This is a genomic window from Paraburkholderia sp. NPDC080076 (assembly GCF_050281145.1).
Taxonomy (GTDB): domain Bacteria; phylum Pseudomonadota; class Gammaproteobacteria; order Burkholderiales; family Burkholderiaceae; genus Paraburkholderia.
The window spans coordinates 1,289,580-1,308,631 of record NZ_JBNNWQ010000001.1 but is presented as its reverse complement, the minus strand read 5'-3'; the positions used below and the strand labels follow the sequence as shown (position 1 = coordinate 1,308,631).

At 65.6% G+C, this 19,052-nt stretch carries 16 protein-coding genes, 1 pseudogene and 1 riboswitch; of the genes and pseudogenes, 7 read left to right on the top strand and 10 right to left on the bottom strand.

The window, feature by feature from the left end; all coding sequences use genetic code 11:
- Positions 1-308 precede the first annotated feature (308 nt).
- The 3 genes from ACQKRQ_RS05875 to ACQKRQ_RS05865 form a co-directional block, all read right to left on the bottom strand.
- Positions 309-617, bottom strand: a complete 309-nt coding sequence (locus ACQKRQ_RS05875; RefSeq protein ID WP_427475667.1) for a DUF4148 domain-containing protein — start codon at positions 615-617, stop codon at positions 309-311.
- A 145-nt stretch (positions 618-762) separates the two neighbouring features.
- On the bottom strand, positions 763-1,914 hold the full coding sequence (locus ACQKRQ_RS05870; RefSeq protein ID WP_427475665.1) for a porin: 1,152 nt from the start codon (positions 1,912-1,914) through the stop codon (positions 763-765).
- Positions 1,915-2,209: 295 nt separating this feature from the next.
- Complete coding sequence (locus ACQKRQ_RS05865) at positions 2,210-2,476, bottom strand: DUF1488 domain-containing protein (protein ID WP_132377321.1); 267 nt, start codon at positions 2,474-2,476, stop codon at positions 2,210-2,212.
- A 215-nt stretch (positions 2,477-2,691) separates the two neighbouring features.
- On the opposite strand from ACQKRQ_RS05865, the gene ACQKRQ_RS05860 reads away from it, so the two are divergent.
- Positions 2,692-4,185, top strand: a complete 1,494-nt coding sequence (locus ACQKRQ_RS05860; RefSeq protein ID WP_427475662.1) for an MDR family MFS transporter — start codon at positions 2,692-2,694, stop codon at positions 4,183-4,185.
- Positions 4,186-4,260: 75 nt separating this feature from the next.
- Here ACQKRQ_RS05860 and ACQKRQ_RS05855 read toward each other — a convergent pair whose 3' ends face one another.
- On the bottom strand, positions 4,261-5,385 hold the full coding sequence (locus ACQKRQ_RS05855) for an alpha/beta hydrolase family protein (RefSeq protein ID WP_427475660.1): 1,125 nt from the start codon (positions 5,383-5,385) through the stop codon (positions 4,261-4,263).
- Positions 5,386-5,387: 2 nt separating this feature from the next.
- A complete protein-coding gene (locus tag ACQKRQ_RS05850; RefSeq protein ID WP_427475658.1) occupies positions 5,388-6,281 on the bottom strand; it encodes an AraC family transcriptional regulator in 894 nt (297 codons plus the stop codon).
- Between the two features lie 67 nt (positions 6,282-6,348).
- Here ACQKRQ_RS05850 and ACQKRQ_RS05845 point away from each other — a divergent pair.
- Positions 6,349-6,567 (top strand): annotated as a pseudogene (locus tag ACQKRQ_RS05845) (polyamine ABC transporter substrate-binding protein); the annotation flags it as partial.
- 27 nt (positions 6,568-6,594) lie between these two features.
- On the opposite strand, the gene ACQKRQ_RS05840 reads toward ACQKRQ_RS05845, so the two are convergent.
- Complete coding sequence (locus ACQKRQ_RS05840; RefSeq protein WP_132377325.1) at positions 6,595-7,527, bottom strand: LysR family transcriptional regulator; 933 nt, start codon at positions 7,525-7,527, stop codon at positions 6,595-6,597.
- A 135-nt stretch (positions 7,528-7,662) separates the two neighbouring features.
- Here ACQKRQ_RS05840 and metE point away from each other — a divergent pair, with 135 nt between their 5' ends.
- On the top strand, positions 7,663-9,957 hold the full coding sequence (gene metE / locus ACQKRQ_RS05835; protein WP_427475656.1) for a 5-methyltetrahydropteroyltriglutamate--homocysteine S-methyltransferase: 2,295 nt from the start codon (positions 7,663-7,665) through the stop codon (positions 9,955-9,957).
- 84 nt (positions 9,958-10,041) lie between these two features.
- Here the strand turns inward: metE and cobM are convergent, their stop codons facing one another.
- Genes cobM through cbiE form a run of 4 tightly spaced genes read right to left on the bottom strand, consistent with a single transcriptional unit; the run spans position 10,042 to position 14,036 of the window.
- On the bottom strand, positions 10,042-10,767 hold the full coding sequence (gene cobM, locus ACQKRQ_RS05830; protein WP_132377327.1) for a precorrin-4 C(11)-methyltransferase: 726 nt from the start codon (positions 10,765-10,767) through the stop codon (positions 10,042-10,044).
- Positions 10,768-10,813: 46 nt separating this feature from the next.
- On the bottom strand, positions 10,814-11,536 hold the full coding sequence (locus tag ACQKRQ_RS05825; protein WP_427475654.1) for a cobalt-precorrin-6A reductase: 723 nt from the start codon (positions 11,534-11,536) through the stop codon (positions 10,814-10,816).
- Positions 11,533-12,630: a cobalt-precorrin-5B (C(1))-methyltransferase gene (locus tag ACQKRQ_RS05820; RefSeq protein ID WP_427475652.1), complete on the bottom strand. Its 1,098-nt coding sequence runs from the start codon at positions 12,628-12,630 to the stop codon at positions 11,533-11,535. The genes ACQKRQ_RS05825 and ACQKRQ_RS05820 overlap by 4 nt, the downstream gene beginning before the upstream one ends.
- On the bottom strand, positions 12,630-14,036 hold the full coding sequence (gene cbiE, locus ACQKRQ_RS05815; RefSeq protein WP_427475650.1) for a precorrin-6y C5,15-methyltransferase (decarboxylating) subunit CbiE: 1,407 nt from the start codon (positions 14,034-14,036) through the stop codon (positions 12,630-12,632). Before cbiE ends, ACQKRQ_RS05820 begins: the two co-directional genes overlap by 1 nt.
- 84 nt (positions 14,037-14,120) lie before the next feature.
- Positions 14,121-14,299: riboswitch (cobalamin riboswitch) on the top strand.
- Between the two features lie 84 nt (positions 14,300-14,383).
- Between cbiE and cobG the strand changes: the two genes are divergently transcribed.
- The 4 genes from cobG to cobJ are packed head-to-tail and all read left to right on the top strand — an operon-like array spanning position 14,384 to position 19,045.
- Positions 14,384-15,994 (top strand): precorrin-3B synthase, encoded by a 1,611-nt coding sequence (cobG, locus tag ACQKRQ_RS05810; protein ID WP_427475648.1) that lies wholly within the window; start codon positions 14,384-14,386, stop codon positions 15,992-15,994.
- Positions 15,987-16,613: a precorrin-8X methylmutase gene (locus ACQKRQ_RS05805; protein WP_427475646.1), complete on the top strand. Its 627-nt coding sequence runs from the start codon at positions 15,987-15,989 to the stop codon at positions 16,611-16,613. The genes cobG and ACQKRQ_RS05805 overlap by 8 nt, the downstream gene beginning before the upstream one ends.
- On the top strand, positions 16,614-17,345 hold the full coding sequence (locus ACQKRQ_RS05800; RefSeq protein ID WP_427475644.1) for a precorrin-2 C(20)-methyltransferase: 732 nt from the start codon (positions 16,614-16,616) through the stop codon (positions 17,343-17,345).
- The gene (gene cobJ, locus ACQKRQ_RS05795) at positions 17,342-19,045 is read left to right on the top strand and encodes a precorrin-3B C(17)-methyltransferase (RefSeq protein ID WP_427475642.1); all 1,704 of its coding nucleotides are present in this window, start codon (positions 17,342-17,344) and stop codon (positions 19,043-19,045) included. Before ACQKRQ_RS05800 ends, cobJ begins: the two co-directional genes overlap by 4 nt.
- The last annotated feature ends 7 nt before the right edge of the window (positions 19,046-19,052 follow it).

Here is a 19,052-nt window from a genome sequence, read left to right as displayed (position 1 = left end):
GCGACAATACGAAAGCCGGGAGCACGCAGGCGATCTATTCGCGCGACTATACCGCAGCCGCAACCACGAACTCGACGAACCTGCAGGCGCGAGCAGCAACGAGGCCCCTTCATCACGGCATCTTCATGCCTCACTGAAGCACAAAAAAAAGCCCCGGCTGTTACCAGCCGGGGCCAACTCTCTCGCTCGCACACCGGAAACCGTGCGTGCATGACTACTTTACCGATACCGACGAAGCCTATCTATACGCCGCGCTGGAAGAGTCCTTTCCAACGTGGCCCAACACACACTGCGTCGGGCCAGTCGAATCAGCGGCTGTACATTGCGTTCCAGTCCGCTGCGGACACAGCCGGGCGGCCGCTTTGCGACGAACCCACCACGCTGCCGCCATAACCGCTGGTCTCGCCGTTGCGCGCGGCGACGCGCGCTTGCGCGGCCTGAATCGCTTCCGGATAACGCGTCTGATCGCCGTCGCCGACGTGATAGCCGGCCTGCTGCAGTTGAACCAGTTCCGCGCGCACCTGCTCGCGCGTGATGGGGGAATTCGATTGGGCGAATACGGTGGCCGAAGCAGCCAGCGATGCAACGATAACGACGGCCTTGATCAGGGACTTCATGATGGAAACAACCTCCGGGAATTGATGGTCAGCGACACTTCGAATCACTCTCCGTGCAACCAGTGAACTCAATATAGGCGCCGATTCCTCAGAGAATAATGGCCGCCCGTCGAAGGGATTGTTCCTGAATCTGGAGAAATCACGCTTAGAAGCGCGTGCGGATCCCCACCGTGCCGACCACCTGATTGCCCGTCGACGACGCACCGCCCGCCGTGTTGATAAACGCGGTGTAGCCCTTGCCGCTCACGTGCTGGTACATCGCTTCGGCATACACGTCGGTGCGCAGCGACAGCGCATAGACGGCCTGCAGGTTCACCTGATTCCATTTCGGATCGGAGCCGAAGCTCGACGTGCCGCTCACATGCGCGTTCGTATACGTGTAGGCCGCGCCGAGACTCAGCGCCGGCGTCACGCTGTACTTGCCGTTCACCTCGTAGTTGTCGAAGCGCATCGAACCATGCGTGGCGCCGAACGACGCGGTGTTCTGGAACTGGCTATGCGTATAGACGAAGCCGGCCGTCACGGGACCGAAGCCATAGCTCAACGCGGCGCCGGCAGTGCGTTGCACATCGGCGCCGAGCTGGAAGCCGCCCGTGCCGTTGGCCGCGGATTCGCCGAGATCGACCGCGCCGGCCGTATTGGTAGTCGAGTTCGAACCGTTGATCTGCAAATAGCCTGCAGCCGCCTTGAACGGACCGTTGGCATAGCTCACGCCGGCGCTATAGGCACGATTGACCGCAAAGTCCGTGTTGTTCGAAAACGCATACATCCCGCCGAACTTCAGACCGGCATAATTCGCGCTCGTGTATTTCACGGCGTTGCTCATGCGCACCGAGTGGTTCAGATTGTCGTTGTCGAACGGATGCGCGAACCCGGTATCGCCGAAGGTGCCCGCCGTGCCCGAGAGCGGCGCGACGAAGTCGACCAGCGAGTCGTACTGGCGGCCGAGCGTGAACGTGCCGTACTGCTTGCTGCTCAAGCCGACGAATGCCTGACGGCCGAACAGCCGGTTATTCTGGCCGAGCTTGCCGTTCTGCACGTTGTAGCCGTTCTCCAGCACGAAGATCGCCTGCATTGCGCCGCCGAGATCCTCGGCGCCGCGCAAGCCGAAGCGGCTGCCGTTGATGTTGCCGCTCGTCGCCTGAACCAGCGCACCCTGCGAGTTGCCCTTCTTCACGTTGTTGGTGTACATCACGCCGGCGTCGATGAGGCCGTACAGCGTGACCGAACTTTGCGCATGCGCGGTGGCGGCGGCGAGTCCTGCGAACGCCGCGACCGCGGCGGAAATCTTTTTCACGTCAATGCTCCTGCGTAGCTGAAATGTCAGGTTGAACAGCGACGCGAGTATAGAAACGCGGGCATCGGAAACGAATGCCCGTGGCCTGGAGCAGTCCTTTATGGAATCTGGAAGAATCGGTCATCTAAACGCAGCAATCGCGATGCGCTGCGCTTTGACGAGGTGTTTTTGAAGGTAAAGACGCGCGGCGATGGGTGTGCGCGGCGTGAACGGGTTGCGTGTGAACAACAACCGTCTAGTGGCTTACGAGCCCGGCGCGCGCGCCGGACTCATCGTCAATCAGAAACCGGGCCGCTCAGGCCCTGTTGAAATCGCCAGTCTCGAGTTCCACGGACTGTCCCCCGTTTTTTTCGAGGACCCGGCGTGTAGCGTTTTCAATCCGCGTGCGATTCGCCTCGAAGGTATTGACAAGGTTGTGGGCCGATGGGCCGTCGTTGCCGAAATGGTCGTTCAGCGCATCCAGCGACACGCTACACCAGACGTCGGCCCCGTCGACATTGGCTTCGAAGGCGACGCGTGCCGCTGCTACGACTTCACGGCGTCCGGTGAATTCGATCCTCATGATGACCCTCCATTTGTCGAAAGAAAGCTTCGAACGCGCAAACGCTGTGCCAAGGCGGCGTGGTCCGCAAGGCCGCCGAGGGTCAGCGCACATTCTCAGCAGGGTGCATACTCGACACCGGCCGTCCTCGTACGGTCGTGCTGATGCGTCACGGTGTGCCCGCTTTTGGCCACGCCGCCCGACGTGCCTTATATCCTAATACTAACTCCTGGCCCATGTCCCGCAACCCGCAATCGTCGCGTCCTCTCGTCATTGCCGCCGTGATGGCGTCCATGGCGATGGTCGCCATCGAAGCCACCATCGTTTCCACCGCCATGCCTCAGATCGTCGCGCAACTCGGCGATCTGCATCTGTATAGCTGGGTCTTCTCGTCGTTCCTGCTCACCCAGACCGCGATGACCGTGGTCTTCGGCAAACTCGCCGACCTGTATGGCCGCAAGCCGATCGTGCTGGCCGGCATCGCGATCTTTCTGATCGGCTCGGTGCTGGCCGGCTTTGCCTGGTCGATGCCGGCGATGATCGCGTTCCGTCTGATTCAGGGCGTCGGCGCGGGCGCGATCCAGCCGGTCACGCTGACCATCGTCGCCGACCTCTATCCCGCGCGCGAACGCGGCAAGGTGCAAGGCTATCTCGCGAGCGTCTGGGCAATTTCGGCGGTGGTGGGTCCGATGGTCGGCGGCTTCATCATTCACAACATGTCGTGGGCCTGGATCTTCTGGATGAACGTGCCGATCGGGCTCGCCTCCGCGGCGGGCTTCATCGCGTTCCTGCGCGAATCGGAACGGCATGCGCGCCCTTCGATCGATTTCGGCGGTGCGGCGCTGTTCATGGCGGCAATCGCCGCGCTCATGATGGCGCTCACTTACGCCGGCGACGACCAGGTCGCGCAAGCCTTGATGGCGGGCGGAGCCTTCGTGCTGTGCGTGCTGCTGTTCGTGTGGCAGGAGCGCCGCGCGGCTGAACCGATGATCTCCTTCGCGCTGTGGAGCCGCCGGCCGATCGCCGCCTGCAACGGCTCGACCTTGCTGTCCGGCATGATCCTGATGGGTGCCACCACGTTCCTGCCAATGTACGTGCAGGGCGTGCTGCATCGCTCGCCGGTGATCGCCGGCCTCGCGCTGACGATGATGATGGTGGGCTGGCCGACCGGCGCCACGTTCGCAGCGAAGTCGTTTCATCGCCTCGGCTTGCGGCGCATTCTGATCGGCGGCAGCACGTTCATTCCGCTCGGCGCGGTGCTGCTGCTGTTTCTGTCGCCCGGCGGCTCGCCGCTCGTCGCCGCGTTCGGTTCGCTCATCATGGGCTTCGGCATGGGCACGTCGAGCGTCAGTTCGCTGGTGCTGATTCAGGAGATCGTCGGCATGGACGAGCGCGGCAGCGCCACCGCGTCGAACCTCTTCTCGCGCAATCTCGGCAGCACGTTGGGCGCGACGCTGTTCGGCGCGGTGCTCAACTTCGGGCTTAGTCATTCGAATGGCGCGGCCGTGGTCACCTCGGATCAGTTGAGGGCGCTGCTGCAGAATCAGGCCGTCAAACTCGGCGAGAGCGACATGATCCGCGCGGTACTGCATCAGTCGCTGCACCTCACGTTCATCTCGCTCTTCGTCATCGCGATCTTCGTGGTCGCGCTGCTGTTGTTCGTGCCGTCGATCAGCATCGGGGCGGAGAAGAAGATGCCGCTCGAGGCGTTGTCGCCGCTAGAGGATTGACATGCGTGGTGAGCGCGGCGCCGCACTGCGCGCTGCCACGCTCGGTTCGATAGCGCGACGGCGCTGTTGCCAGCGTCAGCGCGCGCGCAACGTCGCCGCGAAAAAGCGGATCGCCCGATCAGCAGCCAGCGCATGCACCGCATCACGATCGACGCCCGGCCCGTCCTCGCAGATGCCCGCGAGATGCGCGACCACATCGGCGAGACACGTATCCAGGAATGTGTAGTGCGACGCGCCCGGCACCATCTCGACATGCGCATTGGGCATCAAGCCCGCGATGCGGTGAATGTTGGTGGCCACGGGCGCGGTGACGTCGGCCTCGCCCGCGAGCAGCGAGACTGGAATCGTCACGTCGGCGAACGAGGCGCTGTCGAAGGCTTCACCGAGCGCGGGCGCAATGGCGAACACGGCTTTAACGCGTGGATCGCGATACGATGCGCCGGACCGTGCGCGCGACGCCCTGGTTTGCGGCGAAAGATCGTCGAGCGTCAAGGGCGCCGCGCCCGATGCGTCGCTTATCCGCGCCGCCTCTGGTGGATGGCAGATGGCGTCGGCCTGGGGTGACGTGCAGAAGCGCTCGAACGCCTGCAGATTGGTCCGCGCGCCCGCCAGTTCGAGCACCGTGTAACCGCCCAGCGAGAACCCCACCGCGCCGATCCGCTCGCGGTCCACATGCCGGCCGAGCATCGGATCGGCGAGCACGCCGTCGAGCACTTCGCTCGCGTCGGTGGCGCGCTCCCACCAGAGCATGAAGCCGTCGCGGGTCAGCGGCGCCGCAGCGGTGTTACCCGGATGATTGGTGCCGGCCACGATATAGCCTTGCGCGGCGAGCGCCGCGGCCAGCCAGTCGAGACTGTCCGCGGTGCCGCCCGTGCCGTGCGAGAGCACCAGCAACGGGTAGCTTGTGCGCGCGGTGGAGAGCGGCGCATCGTCGGCGGCGGCGTGGCCGTGAAAAATCGGATGACCGGGCGCGCCGATCTCGCGCGGCGTCTGCGGCGCCGACATATCGACCGGATACCAGATCCGCGTCACCAGCGCCTCGGTCTTCGCCCCGCGCCAATTGCGGGCTACGGCGGGATGAAACACCCGCGTCGTCTCGCCCACATGCAAGTCGGCCTGATCCGCCGACGCGGCACCCGCCCAGCACAACGCCGCCGCACACGTCAGCCTGGCGATGACGGCACAGCTCACACGAAACATGGTCAGTCCTTGCGGATTGGAATCATCAGGTCGGTCACGCACGTCTGCTGCAAACCGGCGACCAGTGGACTGCGATACAACTCGAGCGCGGGACGCCGGTCGCGCAGAAAGCCGCTCTGCGGCAGCCAGCCGCCGTAAAGTGCGCGAAAGGTCGGCGAGATCAGCGCATACGGGCCGATCAGCCGATGCACCGCATACAGTCCGCCTTCGAGCCGCAAGGGTTCGACGGCGTCGTCCATCTCGACGGCCGCGGCATGCGGCCCCGTGACAATCGCCGCGCGATAGCTGAAGCTGTCCTTTACCGCGGGATCGCGCACGCAGATGCCCACGCGCTGATCCATCGCCGCGGTTTCGTCGCAATGCAGCATCGTCATGAGCGTGCGAAAGGTCTGGCCGATGGTAGCGACCGGCCCGTCATGCAGAAGACTGAGCACGTCGAACGGCGCGATCTCCGTGAGTTCGACGGCAGGCAACGCCGGAGCCGGGGCGTTGTTCCGTGACGCGGAGAGCGGTGCGTCCGCCGACCTGCCCGTACGTGGCGCCGCCAGACGTTTCTGGCGCGCCTTGAACTCGCTCGGCGAAACACCGGTGAAGCCGCGAAACGCCCGCGCGAAAGCCTGCGGGCTGTTGTAGCCGGCATCGTGCGCGACCGTGGTGACCGACGCGGCGGCATCGGTCAACCGTTGCGCCGCTTGCGCAAGCCGCAGGCGTTGCACGGTCTCCACGACGCTCTCGCCCGTCAGCGCGCGGTAGACGCGATGAAAATGAAACGGCGACAGATGCGCCACCGCGGCGAGGCTCTCCAGCGTGTGGTGCGCGCCGGGTTCGAGCAGAATCGCCTCGACCACGCGGGCGATCCGTCGGCGGTAGTCACGTTCGGTGCTGGGCTTCATCATGGCGCTAGGATAGCGGCGTCGCTGCCGCAAGACGGTGCAGAGCTTGCGAAATTTTAGGCGGCGCGTGATCGAGCGCCCCGAAGTGCACGCCGACATTACCAACACCGTGTTCTACCCGAACGCGGATGCCGCCGCGCGCAAATTCGTGCGGCCGGAAATTCTCAACGACCCGACCGTGTATCCGCCTGAGCCCGTGCTGAAAACGTTGTTTCTGCTCAAGCCCTTGCCCGCGCAGATCAAGCGTCTGGAAGGCCGCTTGTGGGCGCAGCTGAAATCGGGTTCGTGATGTACCGCTGAAGTGACCGGGCGGCCGTCAGGCCGCCTGGCCTTCCGCCGTGAGCAACTCGATGCCGTCGAGTTGCGCCGCGCAGGTATCGCGCACGATCGTGACGAAATCATCGAAATAAGGCCGGCTCGCGAAGCCTTTCGCGGCCACCGCGTACAGCTCGCTCCACAGTCCCTGTGTGCCGACGCGTTTGGCCAGCACGTAATCGTGGTCGACGTAATTTTTCACGCCCCAGTTCGGCAGCGCCGCGATCCCGCGGCGGCTCGCCACCAGTTGCATGATGGCGATGGTCAGCTCCGCCGTGCGCCGTTCGAGTTTGATACCGGCCGGCTCCAGCACCTGGCGAATCAGATCGATGCGCGCCTCGGGCACCGGATAGGTAATCAACGTCTCGTCGCGCAGATCGTCCGACACCACCCGGCGCTTGTTGCGCAGCCGATGCTCGTTGGCCATCACCACCAGGATCTCGAAGCGAAATAGCGGCGCGATATGCAGGCTGCGCCGCGTGGCCGGTTTCGAGCCGATCACCACATCGGCCTTGCCGTCGCTCAGCAAGCGCAACGGGTCCGCGTGGAAGCCGGCGACCAGATCCACTTCGACTTCCGGCCAGCGCCGGCGGAACTCGTCCATCACCGGCATCAGCCAGTCGAAGCAGGTATGGCATTCCAGCACGATGCGCAACTCGCCGCGCGTGTCGCCCTTCAGACGCACGAGATCGCGCTCCGCCGCACTCACCGCCGCGATCGTCTCGCGGCCGAGCGCCAGCAGCCGCTCGCCGGCGGCGGTAAAGCGCAAGCCCTGTTTGGTGCGCTCGAACAGCGACACCTCGTAGTGCGCCTCGATATCGCGAATCTGATGCGAGAGCGCCGACTGGCTCAGATGCACGCGCTCGGCGGCCGCCACCAGCTTGCCCGACTCGGCAATGGCAATCAGCGAACGCAAGTGGCGAAGCTCAAGCATGGGATGGCTCCGCGTTGAACGAAACAGGTTGGATATGAATCTGGCTCATACATTGGTGAAAACATGTCGCTTGATGAATCATAGCGTGACTTTCACACTGGGCGCCAATTCACACAACGAACAACAGGACTTCACATGGCCCGCACGCATATTCCCGGCTTTCCTCGCATCGGCGCGCAGCGCGAACTGAAATTCGCGCAGGAATCGTTCTGGCGCGGCGAATCCGACGAACAGTATCTGCGTGGCGTCGCGCGCGAACTGCGCGCCCGTCATTGGCACTCGCAGCAGGATGCCAGGCTGGATTTCGTCACCGTCGGCGACTTCGCCTACTACGACCAGATGCTCAATCTGAGCGCGCTGCTCGGCGCATTGCCGCAGCGTTTCGGCTTCGATCCGAAGGCGCTGTCGCTCGCCCAGTACTACGAGCTCGCGCGCGGCAACGCCGCGCAACCGGCGATGGAAATGACCAAATGGTTCGACACGAACTACCACTACCTCGTCCCCGAACTGGGCCCGCAGACGAGTTTCGACGGCGGCGTCGAGTGGCTGTTCGAGGAGATCGATGAAGCGCTCACGCTGAATCTGCCGGTCAAGCCGGTATTGATCGGCCCGATCACTTACCTGTGGCTGTCGAAGAGCCATGTCGCCGGTTTCGACCGCTTGTCGTTGCTGCCGAAGCTCGTGATCCGCTACAGCCGTCTGCTGGACAAGCTCAAGCAGCGCGGCATCGAATGGGTGCAGTTGGACGAGCCGGCCTTGTGCGTCGATCTGCCCGCCGAATGGCTCGACGCGTTTTCCGCCGCGTATGACGTGCTCGGCACGTCGGGTGTGAAAGTGCTGTTGGCCACGTACTTCGAAAGCGCCGCGGAGCACGCGCCGCGTGTGGCCGCGCTGCCGGTCGCCGGCGTGCATCTCGACCTGGTGCGCGCCCCGCAGCAACTCGACGCGTGGCGCGCGGCCTTGCCCGCGCACGCGGTGTTGTCGGCCGGTGTGATCGATGGCCGCAATATCTGGCGCGCGGACCTCGGCGAGATCGTCGAATCGTTGCAGGCATTGCATGCGGAGTTCGGCGAACGGCTGTGGATTTCGTCGTCGTGCTCGTTGCTGCATGTGCCGGTCTCGCTCGACGCGGAGAAAAAACTCGACGCCGATCTGAAATCCTGGCTCGCCTTCGCCACCGAGAAGCTCGACGAAGTCGCCACGCTCGCCCTCGCCTTGCGCGATCCCGCGGCAGCCGAAGCGACGCTTGCCGCCACTGACCGCGCGCTCGAAGCGCGCCGCCACTCCAGCGCAGTGGTCAACGCGCTCGTGCAAAAGCGCGTGGCCGCGGTGAGCAGCGCGATGGCCGAACGGCAAAGCCCGTTTGCCGAACGCAATCGTCTGCAGCGCGAAGCGCTCGGCCTGCCGCTCCTGCCGACCACCACGATCGGCTCGTTCCCGCAAACGCCGGCGATCCGCCAGGCGCGTGCCGCTTACAAACGCGGCGAACTGCGCGCGCTCGACTATCTGCAGCGCATGCGCGCCGAGATCGAGATCGCCGTTCGCAAACAGGAAGAGTTAGGTCTCGACGTGCTGGTGCATGGCGAAGCCGAACGCAACGACATGGTCGAATATTTCGGCGAACAGTTGTGGGGCTATGCGTTCACGGAAAACGGCTGGGTGCAGAGCTACGGCTCGCGCTGCGTGAAACCGCCGATCATCTACGGCGATGTCTACCGTCCCGAACCGATGACGGTCGAGACCACGCGTTACGCGCAATCGCTCACGCAGCAGCTGATGAAAGGCATGCTGACCGGCCCGGTGACGATGCTGCAATGGTCGTTCGTGCGTGACGACCAGCCGCGCTCGAGCACCGCGCTGCAACTCGCGCTCGCGATCCGCGACGAGGTCGTGGATCTGGAAAAGGCCGGCATTCGCATCATCCAGATCGACGAACCGGCTTTCCGCGAAGGCTTGCCGTTGCGTCGCGCCGATTGGGCCGCCTATCTGGAATGGGCCACGCGTGTGTTCCGCATTTCCGCAGCGGGCGTCGCCGATCAAACGCAGATTCATACGCATATGTGCTATTCGGAGTTCAACGACATTCTGCCGTCGATCGCCGCGATGGATGCCGACGTGATCACCATCGAAACCTCGCGCTCGGCGATGGAACTGCTCGACGGCTTCGGCGCCTTCGCGTATCCGAACGAAATCGGCCCGGGTGTCTACGATATCCACTCGCCGCGCGTGCCGGACGCGCAAGCCATGCAACGTCTGCTGGAACGCGCGTGCGAAGTGATTCCGGCCGAACGCCTGTGGGTCAATCCGGATTGCGGGCTGAAGACGCGCGGCTGGCCGGAAACGGAAGCGGCGCTGACGAATATGGTTCGGGCCGCCAAGGCATTGCGTGCGAAGCTGGCGGCGAGGCAGCCGGATGCATTGACGGCGTAAGAGGATCGGCCGCTGATCTGGCGTTGATCGCCCATCCGTGCGCTGTTTTGTGTCGCGCGGATGGGTTTTTTCACGTAGACAGGTTCAGTCTTTCGCGTACAGCGTGGAGTCCGCGAAGCCTTCCGCGGCGAGCACCTGTCCGACCAGAATCAACGCGGTCCGCTCGATGGATGTCGACTGCACCTTGCTGACGATGTCGTCGAGCGTGCCGGTGATCTTCTCCTCGTCCGGCCAGCTCGCGCGATAGATCACCGCGATCGGACATGCGCCGCCGTAATGCGGCCGCAATTCGTCGACGATGCGCGCAAGGTGCCGCACGCCGAGGTGAATCGCCATCGTCGCGCGATGGCGGGCGAGGTCGGCCAGTTGTTCGCCTTCGGGCATGCTGGTTTTGCTCGCGAAGCGCGTGAGGATCAGCGTCTGCGAAACGTCGGGCAGCGTGAGTTCGCAACCGAGCGCCGCCGCGCTTGCCGCCGTAGCGGTGACACCCGGCACGATCTCGTAGGGAATCTTCAGTTCGCGCAGTCTGCGGATCTGTTCGCCGATCGCGCCGTACAAGGACGGATCGCCGGAATGCACGCGCGCCACATCCTGGCCTTTGGCATGCGCGGCCGCGAGCAACGCGATGATCTGATCGAGGTCGAGCTCGGCGGTGTTGACGACCTGCTGCGCCGCGTGACCTTCGAGCACCGCGGCCGGCACGAGCGAACCCGCGTACAGGATCACCGGACAGCTGCGCACGAGGCGCTGCCCTTTTACCGTGATCAGTTCCGGGTCGCCGGGACCCGCACCGATAAAAAACACCGTCATTCACTACTCCATGATTCGTTGAGGCGGCATGGCATGCATGCGCGATTCAGGCTACGGCTTGCAGCGCGTCGAGCAGATCTGAAACGCTTTCGAATTCCCGCTCCGCGGCCGGTAACTCGGGACGGCGCAGCATCACGACTGGCAAACCGCGTTCACGCGCGACTTCGAGTTTCGCCTCGGTTGCGTTGCCGCCGCTGTTTTTACTGACGACCACGTCGAATGCTTGCAGCGCGAACAACGCGCGCTCGCCTTCGAGCGTGAACGGACCGCGCGCCGCGAGTATCCGCGCACGTGGCGTGTCTGCGTGTGCTTCGAGACAACGCACGATCCAGAACTGATGCGGGGGAATCTCGTCGAGATGCGCGAGCGGCTCGCGGCCGAGCGTGAAGAGCGGCTTTCTGAACGGCGCGAGCGCATCCGTGAGCTCGTTCCAGTTGCCGACCATGCGCCAGTCGTCGCCGGCTTGCGGCTGCCAGGCCGGGCGGCGGAGCGCCCAATACGGCACGCGCATGGCGCGGCTCGCCTGCGCCGCATTCGCGCTGATTTGCGCGGCATAGGGATGTGTCGCGTCGATCACGAGACCCATGCCTTCGCTTTCGATGCAGCGTGCCATGCCTTCGCTGCCGCCGAAGCCGCCCACGCGCACCGTGCACGCCAGATCGTCTGGCACCTTGCCGAGGCCGGCGAGACTATACACGTGCTTAGCGCCGAGTTGCCGCGCGATCCGCAGCGCGTCGCCGGTGCCGCCGAGCAGCAGAATCCGCTTCATTGCGCGGCCCCGATCAGCAAGCCCTGGCGGTCGATCGCGAACATTTCGACGTTGACCTGCGGCGGCACGATCTCGCGCGCCACCGCCAGCGCATGCCGGCAGACGATATCGCCGAGCGGCACCTGCTGCGCGCGCGCCAGCGCAACCGCCTGCTGACTTGTGTTGGCCGCACGGATCGCAGCCTGAAGCGCGTCGTCGGCACCCAGTTCGGCGGCCCATTGCGCGAGCCGTTCGAGGTCGATGCTCGAATTGCGGCTATGCAGATCGAGATGACCCGCCGCCAGCTTGCTGAGCTTGCCGAAGCCGCCGCACACGCTCAGGCGCTCGACGGGCGCGCGCTTCATATGCTTGAGCACCGCGCCGACGAAGTCGCCCATTTCGATCAATGCGATATCCGGCAGGCCGTAATGCGCGCGCATTGCGTCCTCGCTCGCGTTGCCGGTGCAGGCGGCGAGATGCGTGTAGCCGTTCGCGCGCGCGACGTCGATGCCCTGATGGATCGACGCGATATACGCCGAGCACGAGAAGGGCCGCACGATACCGGTGGTGCCGAGGATCGACAACCCGCCGAGAATGCCGAGGCGCGGGTTCATCGTTTTCAGCGCGAGCGCTTCGCCGCCTTCCACGCCGATCGTCACTTCGAAGCCGCCGCCATACGCATGCTCCGCCGCGAGTTCGGCGAGATGCTCGGTCATCATTCTGCGCGGCACCGGGTTGATGGCGGGTTCGCCGACCGGCAGCGTCAATCCCGCGCGCGTCACCATGCCGACGCCCGGCCCCGCGCGAAATATCACGCCCGGTTCGGCGACGAGGCGCACGCGAGCGAAGACGACCGCGCCGTGCGTGACGTCTGGATCGTCGCCGGCGTCCTTGACGGTGCCGGCTTCGGCGCCGCCGCTGCCGTTGTCGATCAGGCGGCAGAACACCAGCGGCATTGGCACATGCTGGCCCTTCGGCAACACGATCTCGGCGACCTCGCTGACGACACCCGCGAGCAACAGACGCGCCGCCGCCAGCGACGTCGCGGTGGCGCAACTGCCGGTCGTGTAGCCGCTACGCAGCGGCGCGGGGTGTTCGGGCGTTTCTTCGCGCATCAGGGTTTTTGCGGTAAGTCGGTGTTGGTGGTGCTTGTGCCTTTCGTAGCTTTCGCTTCGTTCGTGACACTCGTGGAGCTCACGGCGTTCGCGTCGTTCTTGGCGTTCGTGCCGGTCTTAACGTTGGTAGCGTTCGTGAAACTCTCGGCAGTCGCGGCGTCAATCGCGTTAGCGGTTCCAGCGGCGTTCACGTCCCCGCCCCCGACCGGCTTCGTCACCTCCAACAGCGTAATCGGCAACGCCTGCCGCCACGTATCGAAACCGCCGAGCGGTTGCGCATCCGCCAACGCGATCCGTGTCAACGTCCCGCCATGCCGCTCGCGCCATGCCGCCAACGCCGCCTCGCCTTGCAACGTGACCGCATTGGCGACCAGCCGGCCGCCTTCGCGCAGACTGGCCCAGCAAGCCTCCAGCACGCCCGGCGCCGTCACGCCGCCGCCGATGAACACGGCGTCCGGCACCGGCAACCCCTGCAGCGCTTCAGGTGCGCGGCCCGCCACGAGTTGCAGTCCCGGCACGCCCAACGCGTCGCGATTGTGTTCGATAAAGCGTTGCCGCTCCGCGTGTCCTTCAATAGCGATCGCGCGGCAGGTGGCATGCGCGCGCATCCATTCGATACCGATCGAGCCGCTGCCCGCGCCCACGTCCCACAGCAATTCGCCCGGCGTGGGCGCGAGGCGCGCGAGCGTGATCGCGCGCACGTCGCGCTTGGTCAACTGGCCGTCGTGGCGAAAGGCGTCGTCGGGCAAACCGCAGGTCAGCGGCAGACGCGGCGCGCCTTCAGTGGCACGGCAGTCGAGCGCGATCAGGTTCAGCGCGGCCACCTCGCCCGCGGACCACTGATCCGCGCGGCCGTCGATGCGCCGTTCCAACTCGCCGCCCAGGTGTTCCAGCACGCTCATGCGGGTCGCCCCGAAACCGCGTGCATTCAGTAGTTCTGCGAGCGCCGCGGGAGTGCGGCCGTCCGCGCTCAGCACGAACACGCGCGCGCCGTCGTGCAGATGCGCGTTCAGCGTGGACAACGGCCGGCCCACCAGCGACACCGTCGCGATGTCCTGCAACGGCCAGCCGAGGCGCGCGGCCGCGAGCGACAACGACGAGGGCGCGGGCAGCACCCGCAACTCCCCCGCCGGCAATTGCCGCGCGAGCGTCGCGCCGACGCCGAACAGCATCGGGTCGCCGCTCGCCAGCACGCACACGGCGCCACCGCGCTCGGCGAGCAGCGGCGCGAGATCGAACGGACGCGGCCACGCGGCACGGCGCGCAGTGAGGCGCGCGGGCAGCATCGCCAGATGGCGTTCGCCGCCGTACACCACTAATGCTTCCAGCAAAGCACGCCGCGCGGGCCTTCCCAAACCGGCGAAGCCGTCGTCGCCTATGCCCACCACCGTCAGCCACGCCGGCATGCATCCATCCTCGTTCTGTGTCTTCAAATAATGCGCTGTGCCACGCCGATCAAAGCGTCCAGCCTCGTTGTGCTGTTCGAAAAAAGGCATAATACAGCCGCCGGTGCCCTTCGGGGCCGAAGAGGGAACACAGTGCCGCTGTGGCTGCCCCCGCAACTGTATGCAGCGAGTCCGCCTGCGCTCCACGCCACTGGTTCGACCGGGAAGGCCGCGGCGGACCACGACCTGCCAGCCAGGAGACCTGCCGGCGAGACTGTTCGTGCCAGCCAACATCGGGCGGGGTGTACCGATGCCGTAGCAATGCCCGCCTCGCGGCTTGCTCGGGCCGTCGCGCGACGCTAAACCCGGTGTCCGTCTTGAATCAAGCTTCGCCTTCCACCGTTTTATCCGACGCGGCTCTCACGCTGCGGCCCTCGGCGTGTCCGGGGCTGCTGCGCATCATCGCCGCGCGCGACGGCGGGATTTGCCGGATCAAGTTGCCCGGCGGTGAGTTGAGCGCGGCGCAGGCTCGGGCGATCGCGCAGGCCAGCGCACGGTACGCGGCCGGGGTGATCGAGCTGACCAATCGGGCGAATGTGCAGGTGCGTGGGGTGAAGCGCGATGACGAGGCGGCCTTGATTGCGGCTTTGGTCGATGCGGGTCTCGGGCCGATGCCGGCGACCGGCGCGGGGAACGCTGCGGATAGGACGGTGGCGGATAACGCTGTGGAGACGGGGATAGCGGACGCCGTGGATGCGGAAGGCGAGAACGCGACGGATGCAACCATCGCGAACGCAGTGAATACGGAAGCTGAGAACGAGAGCGCTGCGGACGCACTCGCCGCAGCCGCAGCCGCAGCCGCAGCCGACGACGTGCGCAACGTAATGATCAGCCCCGCTGCCGGACGCGATCCGTTCGCCCTGTTCGACACGCGCCCGCTATGCGCCGAGTTGCTCACGATGCTGCAAAGCGAAGCGCGTCTCGCGGCGCTATCGCCGAAATTCGCGCTGCTGCTGGACGGCGGCGAGCGGCTCGCGAGAGTGGATCATCCGCACGATGTGTGGCTGGCGGCATCGCAAGAGGCGGATGGCGTGCGGTTCGTGTTCGGGTTGGCGGGTTGTCCGCCTGTTAGCGAGTCTGCTGGCTCTTTAGCACACAACGAGCGCATCGCACCGGAAAAGCCCCGCGCAGACGGCACAGGCGCATTAGCCGCGATAGTTCCTTCGCAAGTCACCGCACTAGTCCGCGCGCTGCTCCTCACATTCCTCGACCTCGCTGCCGCCGACGCCACGCGCATGCGCCATCTGCTAGCCGCGGATTCCGTCAATGCTGTACTGCGTCACGCTCAGCGATATCTCGACTTCCCACTGACGCAGAACGCGAAGCTGGCCAAGTGGCATCGCGTTACACCAGCCGACGCCAGCCTCCGCCTCGGCGCCCACGCTCAACGCGTGGCCGAAACCTGGCACGTCGGCGGCCAGCCGTCGCTCGGACGCCTCGACGCCGACACCCTTAACGGCCTCGCGACACTTTCGCAACAGCACGGCAACGGCACGCTTCGCCTAACACCCTGGCAGAGCGTGCTGCTACCCGACATCGCCACGCACGCCGTCCCGACAGTGCTGTCCGGTCTGAACACGCTCGGTCTCGCCTGCGATCCCGCGCAAGCCATCACGCGCCTGATCGCGTGCGCCGGATCGAGCGGCTGCGCGAAGGGCCTCGCCGACACCAAGTCCGACGCGCTGCGCCTCGCGGCCCGCCTGCCTGCGGACGTCGACGTGCATCTGAGCGGCTGCTCGCGCTCGTGCGCCGCCGCGCATTGCGCACCGTACACGCTGCTCGGAGCCGCGCCCGGCCTCTATGACCTTTATCGACGCGACGGCCAGCCCGGTTTCGGCCAGTGCGTCGCGCGCCAACTGACGATCGGCCAGGCCGCCGACATGCTCGAACGCCTCGCCCGGAGTGACACCGATGCTTGATTACATTCGCGACGGTCAGGAGATCTATCGCCAATCCTTCGCGACGATTCGCGCGGAGGCCGACTTGTCGCGCATTCCCGCCGACCTCGAGAAACTCGCGGTGCGCGTGATCCACGCGTGCGGCATGGTCGACGTGATCGACGATCTGCAATCGTCCGCAGGCGCGGGCGCAGCGGGCCGCGAGGCGCTCGCGCAAGGCGCGCCGATCCTGTGCGATGCCGGCATGGTCGCGCAAGGCATCACGCGTGCGCGGCTGCCGGCGCACAACGAAATCATCTGTACGCTCGCGCATCCGGACGTGCCGTCGCTCGCACGCGAACTCGGCAATACACGCTCGGCGGCGGCGCTCGAATTGTGGCGGCCACATCTGGGGGGCAGCGTCGTGGTGATCGGCAATGCGCCGACCGCCCTCTTTCATCTGCTCGATATGCTCGACGCCGGTGCGCCCAAACCCGCGCTGATTCTCGGCTTTCCCGTGGGTTTTGTCGGCGCGGCCGAATCCAAAGCCATGCTCGCCGACGACAGCCGCGGCGTGCCCTACGTGGTGGTGCATGGCCGGCGCGGCGGCAGCGCGATGGCGGCAGCCGCGGTGAACGCGCTGGCCACGGAGGTCGAATAAATGACGGCGCAAGGACGTTTGTTCGGACTCGGCGTCGGCCCCGGCGACCCGGAACTCATCACACTGAAAGCGCTGCGTTTGCTGAAGGCGTCGCCGGTGGTCGCGTACTTCGTCGCCAAGGGCAAGAAAGGCAACGCGTTCAGCATCATCGAGGCGCATTTGCACGACGCGCAACAGCATCTGCCGCTGGTGTATCCCGTCACGACCGAAGCGCTCGAACCGCCGCTTTCGTATGAAGCGATCATCGCCGACTTCTACGACACCGCCGCGGAAGTCGTCGCCACTCACCTCGATGCGGGCCGCGACGTCGCGGTGATCTGCGAGGGCGATCCGTTCTTCTACGGCTCGTACATGTATCTGCACGACCGCCTTGCGGCGCGCTATGAAAGCGAAGTGGTGCCCGGCGTCTGCTCGATGCTCGGCGGCGCCGCCGTGCTCGGCGCGCCGCTGGTGTATCGCAACCAGAGCCTGTCGGTGCTCTCGGGCGTGTTGCCGGAAGACGAACTGCGCCGGCGTCTCGCCGATGCCGACGCCGCCGTCGTGATGAAACTCGGCCGCAACTTCGACAAGGTGCGGCGCGTGCTCGGCGAACTCGGTCTCGCGGACCGCGCGCTCTACGTCGAACGCGCGACGATGGGCAATCAACGCATCGTGCCGCTCGCCGAAGTGGATCCGATGGCGTCGCCGTATTTCTCGCTGCTCGTGGTGCCGGGGGAAAAATGGCAAGGATGAGCGCGCCCGCGATCGTGATTCTCGGCACGGGCGCGTTAGCGACGGCGCGGCGCATTCAGGCGTTGTATGCCGGCAGCCAGGTGCATGCGTTGCAAGGACGCGTCGAAGCGGACGTGTCGTATAACGAACTCGGCGCGCATCTGCGGGAACTGTATGCGCGCGGCACGCCGATCGTCGCGTTGTGCGCGACAGGGATCGTGATTCGTTGCCTCGCGCCATCGTTGTCGAATAAGGGCGTCGAGCCGCCGGTGCTGGCCGTTGCCGAAGACGGCAGCGCGGTCGTGCCGCTGCTCGGCGGTCTCGCCGGCGTCAACCTGATGGCGCGCGAAATTGCCGCGATGCTGGCCGTGCCGGCCGCCATCACGACGAGTGGCGAATTACGTTTCGGCACCTGCGTGCTCAATCCGCCCGACGGCTATACGCTCGCCGACATCGGCCAAGGCAAGCGCTTCGTGTCGGACCTGCTGGCCGGCGAAAGCACGCGCATCGAAGGCGAAGCGCCGTGGCTCGACGACGCGCAACTACCCCGCTCCGCCTCGGCGCGTCTTGCGATTCGCGTGACGCCGCGAGCATGGGACGGACGCGAGGATGAACTGGTGATTCATCCACGCAGCGTGGTCGCGGCGGTGACGGGCGTGGATGGCGACATCGTGGCGCGCGTGCGCGAGGCACTGGACTCGCATGGTCTCGCGCCGCTGTCGCTCGCGGCCTTGCTGGCATCCTCTGATCGCATGGCGGACCCGGCACTTGCCGAAGCCGCGGCGAACCTGGACGTGCCGTTGCGTTTCGCGCTGGCACGCCCCGAAGATGGCAAGCCGCCTGCCAACCTGCTGCACGCCGCGCTGCGCATTCCCTATGAGACGTTGCACGACGATGCAGTTGCAGGCGTCGCGCTGGCGTTGGCGCCGCTCGCCATCGATGCGGACACGATCGGCCGCAAGCGTGGCCGCCTGACCGTGATCGGTCTCGGGCCCGGCAGCGCCGATCTGATGGTGCCGGCCGCTCGCACGGCGCTCAACGTTGCCACCGATATTCTCGGCTACGACACCTACGTAAAGATGGCCGGCCCGTTGCGCGCCGACCAGCGCGTTCACGGCACGGACAATCGCGAGGAAATGCAACGCGCGCGGCATGCGTTCGAACTGGCCAGCGAGGGACGCGCGGTGGTCATGGTGTCCTCGGGCGATCCGGGAGTGTTCGCGATGGCCGCGGCGGTGCTCGAAGCGCTGGAGTCGTCGGATAACGCGGATTGGGCCGCGGTCGAACTAAAGATCGTGCCTGGTGTATCGGCGGCGATGGCAACGGCGGCGCAAGCAGGTGCGCCGTTGGGTCACGACTTCTGCATGCTGTCGCTGTCCGATAATCTGAAGCCTTGGACGATTATCGAAAAGCGTCTGAGGCATGCCGCCGAAGCGGACCTGGTGATGGCGTTCTATAACCCGATTTCGCGCTCACGGCCGTGGCAGCTGGATAAAGCGCTGGATATCGTGCGGGAGTATCGTGCGGCGCAAACTCAGGTGGTGCTGGGCCGAGACATCGGTCGACCCGGCAGCACGCTGAGGACGATCACGCTAGGCGAACTGCGCTCGTCCGATGTGGATATGCGCACGATGGTGATTGTGGGGTCGTCGACGACGCGGCGGTTTGGCAACGTGGCAGAAGGTCGTGAGTGGGTTTATACGCCTCGGTGGTATGAGTGAGTGGGCA